This window comes from Solwaraspora sp. WMMB762, from assembly GCF_049179115.1.
Classification (GTDB): domain Bacteria; phylum Actinomycetota; class Actinomycetes; order Mycobacteriales; family Micromonosporaceae; genus Micromonospora_E.
In genome coordinates this window covers 806,618-826,108 of record NZ_JBMHMD010000001.1, presented here as the reverse complement: position 1 = coordinate 826,108, position 19,491 = coordinate 806,618, and the positions used below count along the sequence as shown (strand labels likewise).

General features: G+C 70.9%; 11 protein-coding genes and 1 pseudogene. 3 read left to right on the top strand and 9 right to left on the bottom strand.

Annotated elements, in window-relative coordinates; all coding sequences use genetic code 11:
• Window positions 1–225: 225 nt before the first annotated feature.
• Together ACN27J_RS03865 and glgB are read left to right on the top strand one after the other, a co-directional pair.
• Window positions 226–1,653 carry a glycosyltransferase family 4 protein gene (locus ACN27J_RS03865; RefSeq protein WP_421363607.1) on the top strand — a complete coding sequence of 476 codons (1,428 nt, stop codon included), beginning with the start codon at window positions 226–228 and terminating at the stop codon, window positions 1,651–1,653.
• The gene (gene glgB, locus ACN27J_RS03860; RefSeq protein ID WP_421363605.1) at window positions 1,650–3,596 is read left to right on the top strand and encodes a 1,4-alpha-glucan branching protein GlgB; all 1,947 of its coding nucleotides are present in this window, start codon (window positions 1,650–1,652) and stop codon (window positions 3,594–3,596) included. Before ACN27J_RS03865 ends, glgB begins: the two co-directional genes overlap by 4 nt.
• A gap of 58 nt (window positions 3,597–3,654) precedes the next feature.
• Here glgB and ACN27J_RS03855 read toward each other — a convergent pair whose 3' ends face one another.
• From ACN27J_RS03855 to ACN27J_RS03835, 5 genes are all read right to left on the bottom strand, one after another.
• On the bottom strand, window positions 3,655–4,938 hold the full coding sequence (locus ACN27J_RS03855) for a citrate synthase (RefSeq protein WP_123601467.1): 1,284 nt from the start codon (window positions 4,936–4,938) through the stop codon (window positions 3,655–3,657).
• A gap of 162 nt (window positions 4,939–5,100) precedes the next feature.
• The gene (locus ACN27J_RS03850) at window positions 5,101–7,185 is read right to left on the bottom strand and encodes a sulfatase-like hydrolase/transferase (RefSeq protein WP_421363603.1); all 2,085 of its coding nucleotides are present in this window, start codon (window positions 7,183–7,185) and stop codon (window positions 5,101–5,103) included.
• Window positions 7,178–8,620: a methyltransferase gene (locus ACN27J_RS03845; protein WP_421363602.1), complete on the bottom strand. Its 1,443-nt coding sequence runs from the start codon at window positions 8,618–8,620 to the stop codon at window positions 7,178–7,180. Before ACN27J_RS03845 ends, ACN27J_RS03850 begins: the two co-directional genes overlap by 8 nt.
• A gap of 14 nt (window positions 8,621–8,634) precedes the next feature.
• Window positions 8,635–8,793 (bottom strand): hypothetical protein, encoded by a 159-nt coding sequence (locus tag ACN27J_RS03840; protein WP_158632100.1) that lies wholly within the window; start codon window positions 8,791–8,793, stop codon window positions 8,635–8,637.
• A 359-nt stretch (window positions 8,794–9,152) separates the two neighbouring features.
• The gene (locus ACN27J_RS03835; protein WP_421372102.1) at window positions 9,153–11,462 is read right to left on the bottom strand and encodes a HelD family protein; all 2,310 of its coding nucleotides are present in this window, start codon (window positions 11,460–11,462) and stop codon (window positions 9,153–9,155) included.
• 372 nt (window positions 11,463–11,834) lie between these two features.
• On the opposite strand from ACN27J_RS03835, the pseudogene ACN27J_RS03830 reads away from it, so the two are divergent.
• A pseudogene (locus tag ACN27J_RS03830) lies at window positions 11,835–12,233 on the top strand (OsmC family protein); the annotation flags it as partial.
• A 110-nt stretch (window positions 12,234–12,343) separates the two neighbouring features.
• Here ACN27J_RS03830 and ACN27J_RS03825 read toward each other — a convergent pair.
• From ACN27J_RS03825 to ACN27J_RS03810, 4 genes are all read right to left on the bottom strand, one after another.
• Window positions 12,344–14,821: a putative bifunctional diguanylate cyclase/phosphodiesterase gene (locus ACN27J_RS03825; protein WP_421363600.1), complete on the bottom strand. Its 2,478-nt coding sequence runs from the start codon at window positions 14,819–14,821 to the stop codon at window positions 12,344–12,346.
• A gap of 355 nt (window positions 14,822–15,176) precedes the next feature.
• Window positions 15,177–16,214 carry a cobalamin B12-binding domain-containing protein gene (locus ACN27J_RS03820; protein ID WP_421363598.1) on the bottom strand — a complete coding sequence of 346 codons (1,038 nt, stop codon included), beginning with the start codon at window positions 16,212–16,214 and terminating at the stop codon, window positions 15,177–15,179.
• The gene (locus ACN27J_RS03815) at window positions 16,214–18,001 is read right to left on the bottom strand and encodes a PP2C family protein-serine/threonine phosphatase (protein WP_421363596.1); all 1,788 of its coding nucleotides are present in this window, start codon (window positions 17,999–18,001) and stop codon (window positions 16,214–16,216) included. The genes ACN27J_RS03820 and ACN27J_RS03815 overlap by 1 nt, the downstream gene beginning before the upstream one ends.
• 185 nt (window positions 18,002–18,186) lie before the next feature.
• On the bottom strand, window positions 18,187–19,281 hold the full coding sequence (locus tag ACN27J_RS03810; protein ID WP_421372100.1) for a glycosyltransferase family 4 protein: 1,095 nt from the start codon (window positions 19,279–19,281) through the stop codon (window positions 18,187–18,189).
• Window positions 19,282–19,491: the final 210 nt, after the last annotated feature.

Sequence of the window (19,491 nt, the reverse complement as noted above, 5' to 3'; positions counted from 1 at the left end):
GGGATGCGGATCCGGTCCGGATGTCGTTTCCTTGAGTACGGCGGCACCACGCACCGCAGCGTGGCAGCCCGCCCGCCACCGGCCGTCGGCCACCTCTTCTCACTCGCGCCACGGCCATCGGCCACCGCTCGACCTCGTCGCGCAGCACCAGATCACCGCCGCAACACCCTCTCACCGCCTGTCCTGCCGTCACCGGCGCCGGCGCACCCGCACCTGTTCGAATGGATGGAGAAGATCGCGATGCCCCTGCGGGTCGGCGACCAGTTCGCCAACGCACTGGTCACTCAGGACGGCCTGTGCCGTCCGGTCCCGACGTCCCGACCGCACCCGCCGCTGCCGGCCGCCGGCGACGCCGCCGCCGACGGACGCCGCCGGATCCTGATGCTGTCCTGGGAGTACCCACCGGTGCTGGTCGGTGGACTGGGCCGACACGTACACGCCCTCTCCGTCGCCCTGGCCAACGCCGGCCACGAGGTCACCGTCGTCACCCGCCACGCCCCCGGCGCCCCCCTCGAGGAATACGCCGACGGCGTCCGCATCATCCGCGCCGCCGAAGACCCACCCCTGTTCCCCCTCGCCACCCCCAGCCTCCTCGCCTGGACCATGGCCTTCAACCACACCCTCACCCGCGCCGCCCTGCGCGCCACCCAGACCGCCGAATACGACGTCATCCACGCCCACGACTGGCTCGTCACCCACACCGCCATCACCCTCACCGAACACCTCGACATCCCCCTCGTCGCCACCATCCACGCCACCGAAGCCGGCCGCCACCAGGGCTGGCTCCCCGACGAGATGAACAAGTCCATCCACTCCATCGAACACTGGCTCGGCCACGAGTCCGGCCGGGTGATCACCTGCTCGGCGTACATGCGCGACGAGGTGCTGAGCCTGTTCGGGGTGCGCCCGGACCGGGTCGACGTGGTGGCCAACGGGGTGGACGCCCGCCGCTGGCAGGTGCCGACGGACGCCGTCACCGCCGCCCGGGCACGGTTCGCCGGCGACGGGCCGCTGGTGTCGTTCGTCGGCCGGCTGGTCTACGAGAAGGGCGTCCAGCACCTGATCGCCGCGCTGCCCCGGCTGCGCCGCCAGCACCCGAACGTCCGGCTGGTGATCGCTGGCGACGGTCCGTACCGCGCCGAACTGGAGGCCGACATCGACCGGCTCGGGCTACGCGACGCGGTCACGCTGCCCGGCTTCCTCGGCGGCACCGACCTGCCGGCGTTGATGGCGGCGTCGGACTGCTTCGCGGTGCCCAGCGTCTACGAGCCGTTCGGCATGGTGGCGTTGGAGGGCGCCGCGGCCGGCGCGCCGCTGGCCGTGTCGGCCACCGGCGGACTCGCCGAGATCGTCGAACCCGGGGTCACCGGAATGACCTTCCAACCCAAGGATCCGGACGGACTGGCCGACGCGGTCGGTACCCTGCTGGCCGACACCACGCTGGCCCGGCAGGTGGCCCGACAGGCCCGCCGGATGGTCCACGACCAGTACGGCTGGGCGGCGATCGCGCACCGCACCGCGGCGACCTACTCCGCCGCGATCGTCCAGTCCTCGGCGTTCGCCACCGAACGGGCGGCCGCCCGAATGGCGCACGGAAAGGCCACTATCGTCATCCCGGACGGAAACCTCCTCGCCGGCGCGGGGAGCAGATGACCGCTACCCGGGAGGCTGCCCTGACCGAGACGATCGGCGACATCGACCTGCACCTGTTCGCCGAAGGACGCCACGAACAACTGTGGCGGATGCTCGGTGCCCACCCGCTGCCCGGCGGATGCCGGTTCGCGGTGTGGGCGCCGAACGCCCGCCGGGTCCGGGTGATCGGCGACGGCCCCGGCTGGGGCCCGTACGAAGGCCAGGAGTTGGACCGGCTCGGATCCGGTGGCCTGTGGGCCGGCTTCGTGCCGGGCGTCGTCGCCGGGCAGCGGTACAAGTACCGTGTCCAGGGGGCCGACGGCTCCTGGGCGGACCGGGCCGACCCGATGGCGCAGGCCACCGAGGTGCCGCCCCGGACGGCCTCGGTGGTGTACCAGTCCGGGTACGTCTGGCAGGACGCGGACTGGTTGCGCAACCGGCGCGGTGACCACCACGCCCGGCCGATGTCCGTCTACGAGGTGCACCTCGGCTCGTGGCGACCCGGGCTCAGCTACCGGGAGCTGGCCGACCAACTGGTCTCCTACGTGTCGGACCTGGGCTTCACCCACGTGGAGTTCATGCCGGTGATGGAGCATCCGTTCGGCGGCTCCTGGGGGTACCAGGTGACCGGCTACTACGCGCCGACCTCCCGGTTCGGCACTCCGGACGACTTCCGGCATCTGGTCGACCGACTACACGGCGCCGGTATCGGGGTCCTGTTGGACTGGGTCCCGGCGCACTTCCCCCGCGACGCCTGGGCCCTGGCCCGGTTCGACGGCACCGCGCTGTACGAACACCCGGATCCGCGCCGTGGCGAGCACCCTGACTGGGGCAGCCTGATCTTCGACTACGGCCGCCGGGAGGTACGCAACTTCCTCGTCGCCAACGCCCTGTACTGGCTGGAGGAGTTCCACATCGACGGGCTACGGGTCGACGCGGTCGCCTCGATGCTCTACCTGGACTACTCGCGAGGGCCGGGTCAGTGGCTGCCCAACGACTCCGGCGGCAACGCCCACACCGAGGCGATCGAGTTGCTCAAGGAGCTCAACGCGACCGCGTACCGGCTCAATCCGGGCGTCGTGATGATCGCTGAGGAGTCCACCGCCTGGCCGGGGGTCACCAGACCCACCGACTGGGGCGGGCTCGGCTTCGGGCTCAAGTGGAACATGGGCTGGATGCACGACACGCTGAGCTACCTGGCCCGCGATCCGGTGCACCGCAGCCACCACCACGACGAGATGACCTGGCCGGCGGCGTACGCGCACACCGAGCAGTTCCTGCTGCCGATCAGCCACGACGAGGTGGTGCACGGCAAGGGCTCGCTGACCGCGAAGCTGCCCGGCGACCGGTGGCAGCGGCTGGCCGGACTGCGCGGGCTGCTGGCCTACATGTGGGCGTTCCCCGGCAAGCAACTGCTGTTCATGGGCAGTGAACTCGCCGACGAGCAGGAATGGAGCGAACAGCGCGGGCTCGACTGGTCGCTGGCCGCCGATCCGGCGGTCGGCGGGGTACGCAACCTGCTCCGGGACCTGAACGCGGTCTACCGGCAGTGCCCGGCGTTGTGGGAGCTGGACGTGACACCGGACGGGTTCGGGTGGATCGACCACACCGACCGGGCGGCCAACGTCATTTCGTTCCTCCGGCACGCCCGCGACGGTAGCGTCCTGGCCTGCGTGGTCAACTTTTCCGGGGTGCCCCGGCACGGATACCGGATCGGACTGCCGCAGCCCGGCCGCTGGCAGGAGACGATCAACACCGACGCCGAGTGGTACGGCGGGTCGAACGTCGGCAACCTCGGGGCCGTCACGGCGGACGGTGCGCCACTGCACGGTCAGCCGGCGTCCGCCGTCGTGCAGGTCGGGCCCTTCGCCGCGGTCTGGCTGCGCCCGGACCCGGTGAGGCGGACCAACGACGCTGGTGGCCGACCGGCGGCCGACCACGCGTCCGACCCGCGCACCGACTGACCCGTCCGACGCCATCGGCGGGGTCGCCTGCGGTCGCAGGCGACCCCGCCGATGTGGTTCAGCGCTGGTCGACCGGGACGAACTGACGCTCCTGCGGACCGACGTAGAGCTGCCGGGGCCGGCCGATCTTGTTGGTCGGGTCGGCGATCATCTCCCGCCACTGCGCGATCCAACCGGGCAGTCGGCCCAGGGCGAACAGCACGGTGAACATTTTCGGCGGGAAGCCCATCGCCTTGTAGATCAGCCCGGTGTAGAAGTCCACGTTCGGGTAGAGCTTGCGGGAGACGAAGAAGTCGTCGGCGAGCGCGATCTCCTCCAGCTGCATCGCGATGTCCAGCAACGGGTCCGGCTTGTCCAGCCGGCCCAGCACATCCTGCGCCGCCTGCTTGACGATGGCCGCCCGCGGGTCGTAATTCTTGTAGACCCGATGGCCGAAGCCCATCAGCTTGACCCCGGCCTCCTTGTTCTTCACCCGCCGGACGAAGTTCTGGACGTCGCCGCCGGAAGCGTGGATCTCCTGCAGCATCTCCAGCACCGCCTGGTTGGCACCGCCGTGCAGTGGCCCGAACAACGCGTTGACCCCGGCCGAGACCGAGGCGAACAGGTTGGCGTTGCTGGAGCCGACCAGCCGCACCGTCGACGTCGAGCAGTTCTGCTCGTGATCGGCGTGCAGCACGAACAGCATGTCCAGCACCTGCGCGATGACCGGGTCGGCCTGGTACTCGGTGGCCGGCACACCGAACGTCATCCGCAGGAAGTTCTCCACGTAGCCGAGCGCGTTGTCCGGGTAGAGCAGCGGCTGGCCGATCGACTTCTTGTACGCGTACGAGGCGATGGTCGGCACCTTGGCCATCAGCCGCACGGTGGAGATTTCGACGTGGTCGGTGTCGAACGGATCCAGGCTGTCCTGGTAGAAGGTCGACAGGGCACTCACTGCGGAGGAGAGCACCGCCATCGGGTGCGCGTCCCGGGGAAAGCCGTCGAAGAACCGGCGCATCTCCTCGTGCAGCAACGTGTGCAGCCGAATCCGCTCACTGAAAGCGGCCAACTCGTCACTGGTCGGCAGCTCGCCATAGATGAGCAGGTAGCTGACCTCAAGGAAGGACGCCTTGCCGGCCAGTTGGTCGATGGGGTAGCCCCGATAACGCAGGATTCCGGCATCGCCGTCGATGTAGGTGATCGCCGACGCGCAGGAGGCGGTGTTGACGTAGCCCGGGTCGAACGTGACGTGACCGGTCTCCTTCAGCAGCGCCCCGACCTCGATCCCGGGCGGACCTTCGATAGCCGGCTGCACCGGCATCGACAGTTGGCCACCGGGATGGTCCAGCTTCACATCCGTCATATGGTCCCTCACTTCGCCGGCAGATCTTCGTCGAGTGCCTCATTTCTTACCGTAATCCTGCGGTGGTGCGCTGCCGCAGCGAGCAGGTGAGGGTGAGGGATGCGTCACCCGATCCAGTGGCCGGACACCACGAAACACCCCAGAAACGGATGAAAGCACCAGTCAGTCGGTGCGCCGCCGCAGCTCGGTACTGTCACCGACCACCTCGAAGATCTCCACCCGGTTGTCACCGGAGCGCCACAGCGACTCGTCGGTGATCAGTGCGGCGAACCGCCGCCCTTCGGCGTCCGGGGCCAGTGCCGGCACCACGGTGGCGATCCGCCCGTTCACCGCCACCGCGAGCGGAGCGCCGGTCGTCACCCGGTCGGGCAGTTCGCCGTACGCCAGCGCGGGCAGGTTACCGCTTGCCGGGTCGACGTCGGTGTAGCTGTCGGCGTTGCTGATGGTGGCGCGAACACCGTCGTCGGTGACCGGCAGCTCGGCGACCGGGCGACCGACCAGCTCCGGCACCAGCGGCGCGGGTAACGGCGGACCGGCCTGGCCGGTGGTCAGGGCGGTGAACGTCGCCGGGCCCGGCACCGTCACCGGCTGACCCGGAACGTCCCGGAACTGCTTGTCCGCCCGTTCCCGGGGCGGGCAGCTGCCACATCGGCCATCGACCTCGAACGGCAGGTCGATGCCCGCGTGCGCCGCGATGGTCGGCAGCAGGTCGACATGCTCCCAGTTACGGTCGTCGACCCGACCGGTCTGCTGGCCCGGCTCCTTGACGAAGGTCGGCACCCACAGCACCTCGGCCGGCGCGGCCCGCACCGCACCCATGCCCCGCCCCTGCTCCCCGAGGGTGAAGCTCACCCCGTGGTCGGCGGTGACGACGAGCAGCGCGTCGTCGTAGCGGCCGCTGGACCGCAGCGCCGCCAGGGTCTGTCCGATCAGTCCGTCGGTGTAGCCGAGCTGGGCCAGGTGCCGCTGACGGGCCAGCTCCACCCAGCCGGCACCTTCGTTCGGGAAGTCCTCGGGAGCCTCGTAGCGGACACCGGACGGCAGGTAGCTCCACGGCGCGTGCGGCATCAGCAGGTGGAGAAAATGCAGCGTTGGCCCCTGGTCCGGGGTTGCCAGCCCGTCGATGAACGTGGTGAACCGGGCTGGCTGGTTGTCGTCGAGTGCGTCGAACCGGAACCTGGGGTCGGTCGGAGCGTCGCCACCAGCCGGGGCCGCGCCGGTGAGGCCGGCGTCGCGACGGGTCGGCTCGCGGAAACTCGCCGTCGGGTCGTCGTGACTTTCCACCGGCGACAGGATCTGGCCGAGCAGGGCGGCCGTTTCCTGGAACAGCACCGGCAGGGCCGCCGTGGCGGACTCCGTCTCGCAGCGACTCGGCGCGCAGAGCTCGGTGATGCTCTCCTGCGCCCGGATCTGGTAGGTGCCGCCGAGCGCGCTGAACAGGTTGTCCGGGTGCTGGGAGTAGTGGGGTGCCACCTCGCGTTCGGGATACCGGCCGGACAGCATCGCCGGCAACGCGTACGGGGTCCAGCCGCTGACCGCGGTGGCGTTGCGGTACCAGGTCGAGCCGGCGGCCAGCTCGGCGAAGTTGGGGTAGCGTTCGGCGTCGATCCGCCCGTCCGGGCCGAGCAGCGACAACAGCGGCAGCTCGTCGAGGATCAGCACCACCACCGGTGGATGCTCGCCGTCGCCGGTAGCCGTGCCGGGCCCGGCGCTGGTCCGCTCGCTGCCGAGCACCACCGCCGAGGCCGGCGAGGTGAACACGAACAGCGTCACGAAGACCGCTGGTCCGACGGCGGCCAGCCGCAGCAGCTGCCCCAGCCCACCCCAGCGCCGGTAGGCCCAGGTCACGGCGGCGCCGGCCAGCAGCGCGGCGGCCAGCAGCGACACACCTCGGATCGGCAGCAGATGCTTGCCGACCTGTACCGCCAGGGCGACCAGCAGCAGCCCGACCGTCACCAGGTGGGCGGACCGGCGGACCGGCGGACCGGCCAGTCCGATCAGCGCGCCGGGCAGCCAGCAGACCAGGGGCGGTACGACCACGTAGAACGCCACCAGCAGCAGGATCTCGGCCGTCCCGGCACCGTGGAAGAGGAAGAAGTCCGGGCTGCGCCCGACGACGTCCAGCAACGGCTGCGCAACGACCAGGCCGCACAGTGCGACGATCTCCAGCAGCCGACGCAGCTCCGTCGCCCGGCGGGTAGGCGGGGCCGGTGCCGCCGCGGCGGTACCGGATTCCGCGTCAGCCACGCGGGACCCCGGCGTACAACGTCCGGCTGCCGGACGGGAGTTCCTCCCGTCGGGTGATCTCGTACCGTTCGGCGAGCAACCGCTCGAACTCCGCCCGGTGGTAGTCGGGGAAGAGGCCGGCGGGTTTGTTCGCGAGCAGTTGCCGGGCCATCGGATCGTCCGGGTGGACGAACTCGATGATCATCTGACCGGTGCCGCCGCCGGCCGGAAGCAGGCCGGTCAGCCAGTCCAGGACCCGTGGCAGCGGCACGTTGCGCCCGATCGCCAGGTGGTGGATGACCGCCAGGGCCAGCACCGTGTCCGCCTGGGCCCGGGCGGTGAACGACGTACGCTCGTCACCGGCCCAGCCACCGCCGGGCGACGGGTCGGCGAGGTCCATCAGGATCGGCAGGATCCGCCGCTGCCCGTCAGCGCGCAGCCGCCGGTACAGGTGGTCGACGACCGCCGGGTCGCTCTCCACGGCCACCACCTGCTCGGCGTGGGCGGCGGCGATCCGGGAGTACGTGCCGTCGTTGGCACCGAGGTCGAACACTGTCCCCGGGCGGTGTGCGGCGAGTTCGGCGTCGACGAAGGCGGTCTTCGCTGTCCGGTCAGCGTCGGAGTACGTACAGGTCTGCTGGTAGTCGACCCAGTGGCTGCCCGGCGGAGCCCAGTCCAAACGGTCCACCAGCTTGGCGACGGCCCGAACCGTGGCCCGGACGAGTTCGGTGGAGAAGCCGGCGTCGCGGATCTCCGCCCGCACCGATCCGGTACTGGCCGAGGCGTGCCGGGTCTGCATCGCGTCGTGCAGGTGGATGTGCTTGAACACACCGGCCCGCCACCGCCGGGCACCGCGGAACAGCCGCCGCATCTGGCCCGATTCGATGCCGTCGATGCGCGCCCGCAGCAACGGCTGGAAGTCCAGGCCCAGATGCGCCTGCAGCATCAACGGATAGAGCATGGTCTGACAGAACTGCCGGTAGCCGGCCCATGGTTCACCGGCAGCGGCCGGCTGGAACGAGCCCACGTCGATGAAGACCGGGTCGACCCCGCGCCACTGCAGGTTGTACGCCGAGCCGTCGGTCATGGTGACCCCGTCGGCGAGCGCCGCCTCCAGCACCTCCAGGTGCAGGCGGGCGGCGTCGCGCAGTTGGGCGAAGGACCACTCGTAGGGGTACGACACGAACGGCACCCGCTCGTGTCGCAGCACCGTCGTCCACCGGTCGGCGACCACCGCGGGCAGGTCCCCCGGCTCGACGGTCTCGGTGGCGACGACCTTACCGGCGGCCATCAGCGGCGCCAGGAAGGCGCTGTCCCGGACCGCCGCCCAGTCCCTCGCGGCCTGGGGTCCCAGGCCGCGGAGCACCGCGCCGTCGGCGTAGAAGATCCGGTTGTCCGGGTCCCGGAACGAGCCGGGCTCGTCACGGGGGGTCGAGGTGGTCGATTCGGAGATCATCGGGGCCGGGCCGCTCAGTCCTTCTTGGTGGGCTGCTTACGGAACCGGCTGACCAGCCGGCGCCAGTAGAGCTTGGTCGCGACGACCATGCCGGCGGCGCCAGCCACCACCGCTTGGACGATCAGGCTGCCAGATCCGGCATCCAGGTAGGCCAGGTTCTCCACGCCGGCCACCTCCCAACTGTGTCGAGTTCGTGCGGTACGTCCGTCAACTGCGGCCCGGGAGGGCCGACGCCACCGAGGGTTGTCCGGCCCGCCATCTTACGGACAGCTGCCGTACACCACCCTACGCGGCCGACCCTCTGGACACCGCCAGCCCCACCGGCACCGGCGTATCCCGACGATCGGAAACGGACCCGAGCTTGCGCGGTTTTGGTGGCATTTGTCACCTTTTCCGCCAGTGGTGCGCCCGGCTCGTCCACAACTGGTGGACGAACCGGGTGCACCGACCGGGTCAGATAACGGTTCGGCAACGGCACGAAGGCTCCCCCGCTCCGCCGCCCGGAGCCGGACCGCCACCCCACCCCGACCTGCTAGCCGACCCGCCGGCCAGCATCGCCGGAGCCGGCCGAGCCGAGAATCGACGGGAGGTCCCCGGGGTACAGCACCGCCAGCCGCGCGGTGGCCCGGGTCAGCGCCACGTACAGATCGTTACGGCCCCGTGGCGAGTCAGCGAGGATCGCGGCGGGGTCCACCACCACGACCGAGTCGAACTCCAACCCCTTGACCTGCGCGACCGTCAGCACCACCACCGGCGACTCGAGATCGGGCTGCTCGCCGGACGCGACCCGGTCGACCGCCGACCGTACCGGCTCCACCAACCCGTCGTGCCGGCCAACCGGGACGATCACCCCGAGCCGGCCGTCGCCGACCGCGGGCAGTTCCGCCAGGATCAGCTCGACCAGCCGGTCGACGAGCTGGCCGGCCCGGGGCACCCGCTCCCACCGAACCGGCACGCCCGACTCACGGACCGCCCGGGGTACCGAGGCGGCGGGATCGATGGCGCCGAGCACCCGACCAGCCACCGCCAGGATCTCGGCCGGAGTGCGGTAGCTCACCGTCAGCTCGGCCAGCCTCCAGCGGTCCGCCACGTACGGCCGCAGCAGTTGCGCCCAGGAGGCCGCGCCGGCCAACGCCCCGGTCTGGGCCACATCCCCGACGATCGTCATCGACCGGTTCGGGCAGCGGCGCATCAGCAGGCGCCACGCCATCGCGGACAGTTCCTGGGCCTCGTCGACGACGACGTGACCGAAGGTCCAGGTACGGTCCGCCGCCGCCCGTTCGGCAGCCGTCCGGTGGTCACCGGCCACCTGCCGGGTCGCCAGCGCCTCGGCGTCGAGCAGGTCGGTCGCGCCGAGAATCTCCGGCTCCGCCTCGTCCTCCACATCGATGGACTCCGACCCGCGCAGCACGTCCAACGCTCCCTCGGCGTACTCGAGCCGCTGGCGGCGCTGAGCCTCGGCGAGTGCCTGCTGCGCGCTGTCGTCGACACCGAGCAACTCGGCCGCCTCGTCGAGCAACGGTACGTCCGCCGAGGACCAGCCACCGCCTGGGGCGCGGCGCAGCGCGTCGCGTTCGGCGGGATCGAGGTCGGGGGCGGCGGCCGCGAGCCGCTCGGGCGAAGCGAAGAGTTCGGTGAGCAGCCGCTGCGGAGTCAGCACCGGCCAGAACCGGTCCAGGACCGACCGCAGCGCCGCATCGGCGCGCAGCTCCCGTCGGATCTCCGCGAGGTCGGCCTCGGCCAGCACCTGCGGGTCACCGGGGGCGTCGCCGCCGCCGAGCGGATCGTCCGCGTACGGGTCGATGCCGATCTCGTCGGCGATCTGGTCGGCCAACGCGTGCACGATCTCGGTGTCGAACAATGGGCGGGCCAGGTTGTGCAGCCGTCCCGACCGGCGGGTACGTTCGCGGGCCTCGGCGCAGATCTGCGCGGTGATCCGCAACTGGTGGCCGTCCACCTCGACCAGCACCGGCTCGTCCGGCACCTCCTGCCGGTCCCGGATCGCGGCCGCCACCACCTCGGCCATCGCCGCCCGACCCTTGATCTCCGCGACCCGGTCCGGTTCGGTCCGGGTCGCGCGCACCCCGGGATACAGCTCCCCAGGGGTACGTAACAGCACCCCGGTCTCAGCCAACGACGGCAACACCTGAGCGATGTACCGCAGGAAGGTCGCGTTCGGCCCGACCACCAGCACGCCTCGGCTGGACAGCTCCCGGCGGTGGGTATAGAGAAGGTAGGCGGCACGGTGCAGCGCGACGGCGGTCTTACCGGTACCCGGGCCGCCCTGGACCACCAGCGCCCCGTCCACCGGTGCCCGGATGATCTCATCCTGTTCGGCCTGGATGGTCTGGACGATGTCCTTCATCCGCCCGGTACGACCGGCGGTGATCGCGGCGAACAGCGCCGCCTCACCGGTCAGCGTGCTCGTCCGGTGGTCCCGGGCGAGTTCCAGATCGAGCAGCTCGTCGTCGATCGCGGTGACGGTCCGCAGCCGGCTACGGATGTGCCGGCGGCGGCGGACGCCGTCCGGCGCCGCTGCGGTCGCCAGGTAGAAGGGACGGGCGGCCGGGGCCCGCCAGTCGATCAGCAACGGCTCGTAGTCGCCCTGTTCGTCGAAGAGTCCGATCCGGCCGATGTAGCGGTGTCCCTCGTCGGTCAGATCGAGCCGACCGAAACACAGTCCGTTCTCCACCGCGCTGTACTGCGCTATCCGTTCGGTGTGCAGCGCCACCGTGGCCTCGCGTTCGGAGCGCGCCTGCGGCGTGCCACCGGTCTGCCGCAGCGCGGCCACGAGCCGCTGCTGCGCCATCCCCCGCAGGGCGTCCAGTTGTTCGTGCAGCATGGTGACGTACTGCTGCTCCGCGGCGAGGTCGGCGGCCCGGTCCAGGTCCTCGGGCCGGTCGGTGTCCGTGACGGTCTGGTCCACACCGTTGATGTTGTCACGCCCAGGTGCCTGCACCGCACTTGACAAGTGTGCCCCCTTGCTGTTAGCTGTCAGAGTAAGACGCCGCAAAGGCGTCTTTCTTCTTGTGGTGATCCGTTGACGAAACGTCAACGATAGCCGCTGGTGGTCGCCACCGCTTTCCTCGCTTGCCCGGCCCCGCCTCGCCGCCGGCCCGATCTCGGTGTCGCCGACCGACCAGCCAGGTCACCCCGCGTTTCGCCGGGTCACCCACGGGTACGCAGCCGCCGGGCAGGACGCGGAGGAGGCGTGATGGGTGCTTCGGAACCCTGGGTCCACCAGGCTTCGGCAACCGCCGAAGCGGGTCGGGTCCGTACCGACGACGGTGAGTTCTCCAGCCGGCTCGCCTCCCCGTTGGCCCCGCACGGCGGCGGCCTCACCCCGGAGCAGTTGCTGGCCGCAGCGTTCGCGTCCTGCCTGCACCACGCGGCGGTCGAGGCGGCCTCCGAGATCACCGACGAGTCGCACACCGTCGAGGTGCACGCCGAGACCCGGCTACGGCGCGACCCCGACGGCCGGTACCGCGCCGACGTGCGGGCCAGCGTCGCCTCCTGCGGGCTGACCGTCGAGCAGCTTTCCGCGTTGGCCCGACGGGCCGACCTGCTCTGGCCGTTCTCCGGACAGGACAGCGCGCGGCACACCGTCGACGTCGTCGCCGCCAGAGCGGACGACGACCGCACCGCGACGGAGCACCGCCATCCGGTCGGTAGCGACGGTGCCCCGGTCCGGATGCCGCCGCGATGACCCGGTTTGACTCGCTGTCACCCTGATCCGGCCCGACGCAGCCGCGGCATCCGGACGATGTTCGCCCCCGGATGCAGGCTCGGGGCGAGCGCGCCGACGACCCCGTCGCGGCCGCGACGCAGCATCGAGACCAACTCGTCAACGTCGGCGGCGGCCGGACCGAACAAACTGCCCTGACCGGCGGCGCAGCCCAGTTCCCACAGCGTCCGTCGCTGCCCGGGGGTGGACACGCCGTTGGCGACCACGGTGTGTGCGAGGTCGCGACCCAGGCCGACCAGCGACCGCAGCGCCGCCGGCGAGTTCTCCGGCACCGCGAGCAGCCGATGGTCGACCTTCACCAGGTGCACCGGAATGCGTAGCAGCGCGGACAGCGGCGCGTCGGAGGTGCCGAATCCGGCGAACGCGATCCGCACACCATCGTCGTGCAACTGGTGCAGGGCGCTCAGCGCCATGTCCGGGCAGCTGATCCCGGTCGTCTCGGTGAGTTCGACGATCAACTGGTCGGCTGGCACGCGGTGCATGTCCAGCCGGTTTCGCACGTCGGCGGGGAATCCGGGATCCAGCAGGCTCCGCGCGGAAATGCCGATGGACACGGGAAGCACGAAGCCGGCGTCCCGCAGCAGCCGGGTGGCGGCGAGTGTCCGGTCGAACATCCCCCGGGTGAACTCGGCGAGCCAGCCGGAGCGCTCGACCAGCGCGAGCATCCCGGCCGCCGGCTGGTCACCCAGGTCGGTGTTGCCCCATCGCACCACCGCCTCGGCGGCGACCGCCGATCCGCTGCCGAGATCGACGATCGGGTCGAAGCCGACCGCGTAGTGGTGACCGGCCAGTGCGGCGGGAAGCTCACCGCGCAGGGCCAGCCGGTCCGGGTCGGCGGTGTCCCGGCTACGGTCGTACCTGGTCAGCCCGCGGCCGCTCTCCTTGGCCTGGTACATCGCCACGTCCGCCCGCCGCAGCAGCTCCTCGGTGCTGGCGTTGCCGTTCGCCGTGGCCAGTCCGGCACTGGCCCGCAGGCTGATCCGGATCCCGTCGAGGTCCATCGGGTCACGCAGCACCTGCAGGATCCGTGCCGCCTGGTGCTCGGCGCGGGCCGGTGCCGCGTGTCCGGTGAGCACAATGGCGAACTCGTCGCCACCCAGTCGGGCGACGAGGTCACCGGCGGCGGCCCGGTCCAGCCGCCGGGCGACCTCCACCAGAACCTGGTCACCGGCGGAGTGCCCGAGCGTGTCGTTGACCTCTTTGAAGTGATCAAGATCGATCAATACCAGGGCGGTACGCGGCAGGCTGCGCCGGTCGGCCAACGCCGCGGTGAGTCGTTCCCGCAGGTGTCGACGGTTCGCCAGGCCGGTCAGCGGATCGTGGGTGGCGTCGTGCTCGTGCCGGGACGCAAGATCGATCACCTGCGCGTAGGCGATGGCGTTGCGGATCGCGGTGGTCAGCGCCGCACCGAAGGTACGCAACGTGTAGCGCTCGCGGTCGGACAGACCCGCGCCGGCGAGGGCGAGCCGCAGCGCACCGGCGGCCTGCACGGCGTCACCGGTGGCACCGAGCGGTACCGTCACCAGGTCACCGTCGACACCGGGCCCCGCATGATCCACCGGACCGTCGTACCGTAGGCCGTGCTCATCGCCCCGCACCAGGCGTCGCTGCGGGCCGTGCTGGAACTCGATCTCGACGATTCGGGCCGAGAAGAGCCGCGCGGCTCCGGACGAGGCGGTGCGCAGTACCGCATCGAGGTCCACGTTGTTGAGGGCGTCGGTGGTCTCGGCCAGCTGCCGCCAGGCAGACCGTTCCTCGGCCAGATGCAGCCGCCGTCGAAAGCTGGAGTGCAACAGCAGGACCGCCAACGGGGTGGCCACCAGCAGGCGGGCGTCGACCGCCACCACGACCACCGTGGCCAGGGCGAGCAGCAACGTGGCGACCTTCACGCCGGCCCGCATCCGAGCGCCCCGGCGCACAACCCGCTGCCAGGACGTCCGATCCGCCAGCGCGACCACCGGCACCGGCAACGTCTCGTCGACCGCCGCGTAGGCCAGCGCCGCGACGCAGAGCGAGACGACGGTGACGGTCCAGGACCGGGATAGGTGGCTGGTGCCGCCCAGCACCGGCGCGAGACCGGCCCACGTCGCGGCCGCCGCCGCAGCCAGGGCGCCGATCGATTCCTTGGCCGTGGCAAACGCCACCTTGACCGGCGCCGACCGGGCGACGGAACGCCCGACGGCCACGCCTACGGCCGTGCACACGACGACCCAGTGCACCGGCAGCACCGCGACCGACACCAGCACCGCGGCACTGGTCGGCGAGATGCCCTGTGGGGTTCGGATCCGGATCGGTACGGTGCAGCCGCTCGCCACGGCGACGAGGCTGGTGAGCACCAGGGGGTAGTAGAGGGCGGGGAGGCTGGGCGGTGCGCCGATCCCGGACACCGCCCATGCCATCGCCACCAGGCCACAGCAGACGATGAGCCCGACGAGCGGCGTCAGTCGCCGATTCACCCCGTCGCCACGCACCGTCGTCGTCGCCTCACTTCTCGTCTGGACAGCTTCATCCACATGAGCCTCGCGTTAGCGTCTCATAACTCACCGTCCATCGAACAGGTCCGGGATCACAGCCAATCGTTGTCACGCATGTCGCCACCTCCTCAATCCCTGGGATACACCCGAAGGATAGGGAAGATAAGTTGCGCTTGGTATAGCTAAATGTCTTTTGCGCCAGTACGCGATTATTATTGCGTTAATTACTTTGCGCCCGTTTTTGGGAACAGTCGGTGAACACGTTCGCGACTAGTGCCACACAAGGGACAGATCGATCAACCGCCAGCCATCGAATCCGTCGGCCCCGCCAGTGAAATCACCTTCGATCGCAGGGGTCAAGGGCTCGCCGGCCGTCGAGCAGAAATTGATAGGCCTGAGGAAAGTCACGCAATGTGCCCGCAAATGCACTCAGAGTACGTCGCATACCCGTCACCGGGACGCCGCGGGACCCGAGTACCTCCGCCGTCCAGTCGACGGCCTCGACGAACAACGTGGAGTCGTCCACGTAGACCGCAGCGGAAAGGAAATCCACCAGGTGACCGAGATCGACGACCGTCGCGTCCCACTGCCCGGTGGTGTAGCCGGCCGTCGACGGTTCCCGGTGCCGCAGATCGTCCAGCGCGACGTCGATGATCTCCGCGCGCCTGCTAACCAGCGCGGCGTACTCCTCGCCGCCGAGCCGGCTGGTCACCCCGACCGTCCGGGCCAGGTCACCGCCGGAGTCGGCGAGCAGATCCGCCGCGGTCCGAGCGTCCGGAGCCCACGCCACCCCCATCGCCCGGGCCCACCGGCCGTCGGGTCCGAAGCCCCGGCCACCGACCAGGACCGGCACGTCGGCCCGCTGGCAGGCCTGGACGGTGCGATGCGCCTGCGGCAGACGCATCGGCAGCGCGCAGGCCAGTGCCACCGCCACCGGGTCGTGCCGGTGCAGATAGGTCATCAGGTGCACGGCCGGCACACTGGCGCCCAGAAAGGTGACCTGCCAGCCACGCAGCCGCAGGACCTCGGCGACCAGTCGGGGAGGCAGCGCGTGCCACTCCCCGTCCATGCAGGCCACGATCACCCTGCCGCGGTGTGGCCGGGGTGCGGCCCGGGTAGTGACCGCTGCGACCATCAACTCACTGATGTGCGTCGCCGCGTGCTCCTGGGCCACCGACCACTCGTTGCGCTGCCACCATCGGCCGACCTGGACCTGGGCCGGCGCGATCAGATCCAGCAGTACCGACTCGGCCGGGACCCCGGCCTCCAGCAACTCGTCGGCCAACGCCAGCGCCGCGACCTCGTCTGCGGCCGCCAGGCAGGCCAGCAGGGCCGGGTACGCGCCACCTACCTCGACCGCTGACGGGGCGACCACTACCGTCGGTTCTCCGGTCCCGGGTCGGGCACGACGGGCAGACGCCGGTCCCGCTGCTGGTGGCCGGCCGGCTCAGCGCGAATCGCGAGCACGGCGATGTCGTCGTGCTCGCGGCCGGCCAGCCAGTCCCCCGCCAACTGCTCCACCCGTTCGGCGAGTGCCGGCGCCGGCATCTGATGACACCCCTGCAGCGCCTGGGTGAGCCGGTCGAGACCGTACTGCTCGATGCCGTACCGCCCGCCACGGGCCTCGGTGACCCCGTCGCTGTAGAGCAGGCACGTCTCACCGGGCGCGAGGTCGACGGTCAACTGACCGATCCGCGGTTGCGGGACCACGCCGATCAGCATGCCGCTGAGCGGCACCGTCTGCACCGTCGCGTCGCCGCGCAGCACCAACGGCGGAAGGTGACCACCACCGGCCAGGGTGAGCGTCAGACCACCGTCGCGGGCCGGACGGGCCGACCCGAGCACCATCGTCGCGAACCGGCCCTGCCCCTGGGCCTGAGTCGTCTCCAGGACCGACTCGTTGAGCAGCCGGAGCAGTCGTCTCGGATCGGTCTCGACACTACGCAGCGCCTGCAGCGCCTGGCGTACCTGACCGGTGAACACCGCCGCTTCAACGCCTTTACCGGAGACGTCGCCGAGAAAGAACAGCACCTCGCGCTCGGGCAGGTCGAATGCGCCGTAGAAGTCGCCGCCGATACGCAGCGACGACGGGGCCGGCCGGTACGCGGTGCCCCACTGCACACCCGGCACCGGTCGGGGCACCGCCGGCAACAGGCTAGCCTGCAGGGTCTCCGCGATTTCCGACTGGTGGCGGTACAGCACCGCGGCGTCGAGCGCGGAGCCGGCGCGGGCGGAGAACCCCCGCAACAGGTGCAGATCGGCGTCGTCGTACCCGACCGGACCGGGTCGGGCGACCAGCAGCACACCGGTCGGATGCGTGCTGCCCGGCAGGGCAGCGACCCGTACGGCGAAGTCCCGGCCCGGCGGCGGGAACAGCCAACCCAGGTCGACGAGTTGCTCGGCAAGCCAGTCCAGGGACGTCGCCTCGACGCCACGCAACGCCTCGGTGAACGCCGGCGGCAACTCGTCCACCGCGATCGTGCCGCCGTCGACCGGTGGTTTCCCACCGGTACCCGGGTCGCTGGCCCGCCACCAGTGGGCGCGACCACGGCGGGGTGCGACCACCAGCACCGCGAACTGTCCCAGCGTCGGCACCGCGAGCCGCACGGCGGCCCGAGCCGCCCGGTCCTCATGCAGTGGGTTGCCGAGTTGCTGGCTGGCGTTGGCCAGGAACATCCAGCGGGCCCGCTCGGCGAGCAGGGCGTCGGCGCGTGCGGTGGGCTCGGTCGTATCGTCGACATACCAGGCGATCCGGTCGTGCGCCAGGGGAACCCGGCGCAACCGCAGCCGATGCCCGTGGTGGGTCAGCTCAGCGGTAGCGGAGCTGTCGAAGGTAGCCAGGTCCAGCCCGGCGATGCCGCTGGCGGCGGCCACCTGTCCGAGAACCAGCTCCGGAAGCAGCCGTCGGGCGGTGGCGTCCAGCTGCCGGACCACCCCGGCACCGTCGCAGATCAGCAGCCCCTCGCGGAAGTTGTCGACGGTGGCCTGACCGGGCGGTCCGCCGGGGGCTGCGGTGGACGGCGTGGTCGGCTCCCCGTGCCGCAGTCGGGGATCAGCCGTGGCACCGAACGGGACAGCTCCGGAAGCCGCCGTCACCGTCGACTCGGGTGTGCAGACCCGCCCGTCGCCCGGTTCCCAGTCCGTGACTTCGGCGGTGCTCACCAGCCAGGCCTCACTCCCTTGTTCCGGTCGACCGGCCCGGACAGGCGCACCGGGACCGTTACTCGTGCTCCACCCTACGCGGCTGGTCACGAACCGCCACCCGGGCGGTTGTGCAGTCGCCGGCCGTGGACCGCCCGACGTCGGGGTTGGTGCGGGCAGCGGCCCAGCCGCCCGCACCGGCCGGATCAGCCGTCGACCACCAGCGGCAACAGGTCGTGCTCCAGTCGCTGCGCCGGCTCCGGTTCGCCCTCGGTCGGCACCGCGAGCGACATCGCGTACTTCCACCGGTGGTAGATCCGCTCGTACCGGGACGCCATCAGATCCGGCGAGAACGACAACCGTACGTGCTCAGCGCACACCTGCGGGTCCAGTTGCCCGACCCGCTCGATGGCCTCCGGCAGCTCGGCCGGGTCGGTGCAGACCATCCCCGTCTCGCCGTGTCGCACCACCTCCGGCACCGCACCCCGGTTGAGGGCGACGACCGGGGTGCCGCAGGCCATCGCCTCCAGCATCACCATCCCGAACGGTTCCTCCCAGCGGATCGGCATGAGCAGACACCGGGCCTCGGTGAGCAGTTGCCAGCACCGCTGCCGGTCGGGGTTGACCAGCAGCTCGACGTCGGGGCCGAGCATCGGCTGGACGACGTCCTCGAGATAGCGTCGCTCGGACGGCTCGGTCGCCTTGCCGGCAAGAACAAGCGGCGCACCGGCCGTACGGCAGGCCTCGATCGCCAGGTCCGGGCCCTTGTCCGCCGCGAACCGCCCGAGCCACAACACCGGGCCATCGGCCGGCACCGGCTTGGGCCGAACGTCGGCGGCCAGCCCGTTGTGCACGGTCGCCGCCCACGGCAGGCCGCTGCCCACTCGGCGCTGCGCGTAGGAGATCGCCACCAACGCGACGGCCCGGTCGATACCGCGCAGATACTCGCCCAGCTCGCCGTCCGGCGAGTTGTGCACGGTGACCACCGTCGGTACCCGCCGACGGGCGGCGGCGAGCGGACCGACGGTGGTGTGGTCGTGCACCACGTCGAAGGTGTCGTCCTCAATGAGCCGGTCCACCCGGGCCAGGTGCACGAGTTCCGGCAGTGAGTGACCGAGCCGGTCGGCCTGCAACTCGCGGACGGTACTGACGAAGTTCGCGGCAGTCCCGGTCCGGCTGCCGGCTCCGAACAGCGTCACCTCGTTGCCCCGGGCGACCAACGCGTCGACCAGAGCGGCGCAGACCTGTTCGACGCCGCCGTAGCCGGGCGGAGGTAGCTCGTAGTAGGGCGGCACGATCATGGCAATCCGCAGCGGCTTGTGCTGCTCGGTGTGCGTGGACGGAACGTCGTTCACGGCGCACCCCCTGCGCTGAGCCGACACTACGGCCGGATGTGCACCGGGTACCCGGTAGGGAGGGACAAAAACTGATATGTCAGCGCGGAGCGGGCCTGCCGGCCGGAGTCCGCCAACGGGCAGAGTCCCTCGCCGACGAAGTCGGACAACCGAGCA

Coding starts and splice junctions, on each gene's coding strand:
- ACN27J_RS03865 (WP_421363607.1), top strand. CDS start 226: ATGGAGAAGATCGCGATGCCCCTGCGGGTCGGCGACCAGTTCGCCAAC.
- glgB (WP_421363605.1), top strand. CDS start 1,650: ATGACCGCTACCCGGGAGGCTGCCCTGACCGAGACGATCGGCGACATC.
- ACN27J_RS03855 (WP_123601467.1), bottom strand. CDS start 4,938: ATGACGGATGTGAAGCTGGACCATCCCGGTGGCCAACTGTCGATGCCG.
- ACN27J_RS03845 (WP_421363602.1), bottom strand. CDS start 8,620: ATGATCTCCGAATCGACCACCTCGACCCCCCGTGACGAGCCCGGCTCG.
- ACN27J_RS03835 (WP_421372102.1), bottom strand. CDS start 11,462: ATGCTGCACGAACAACTGGACGCCCTGCGGGGGATGGCGCAGCAGCGG.
- ACN27J_RS03810 (WP_421372100.1), bottom strand. CDS start 19,281: ATGATCGTGCCGCCCTACTACGAGCTACCTCCGCCCGGCTACGGCGGC.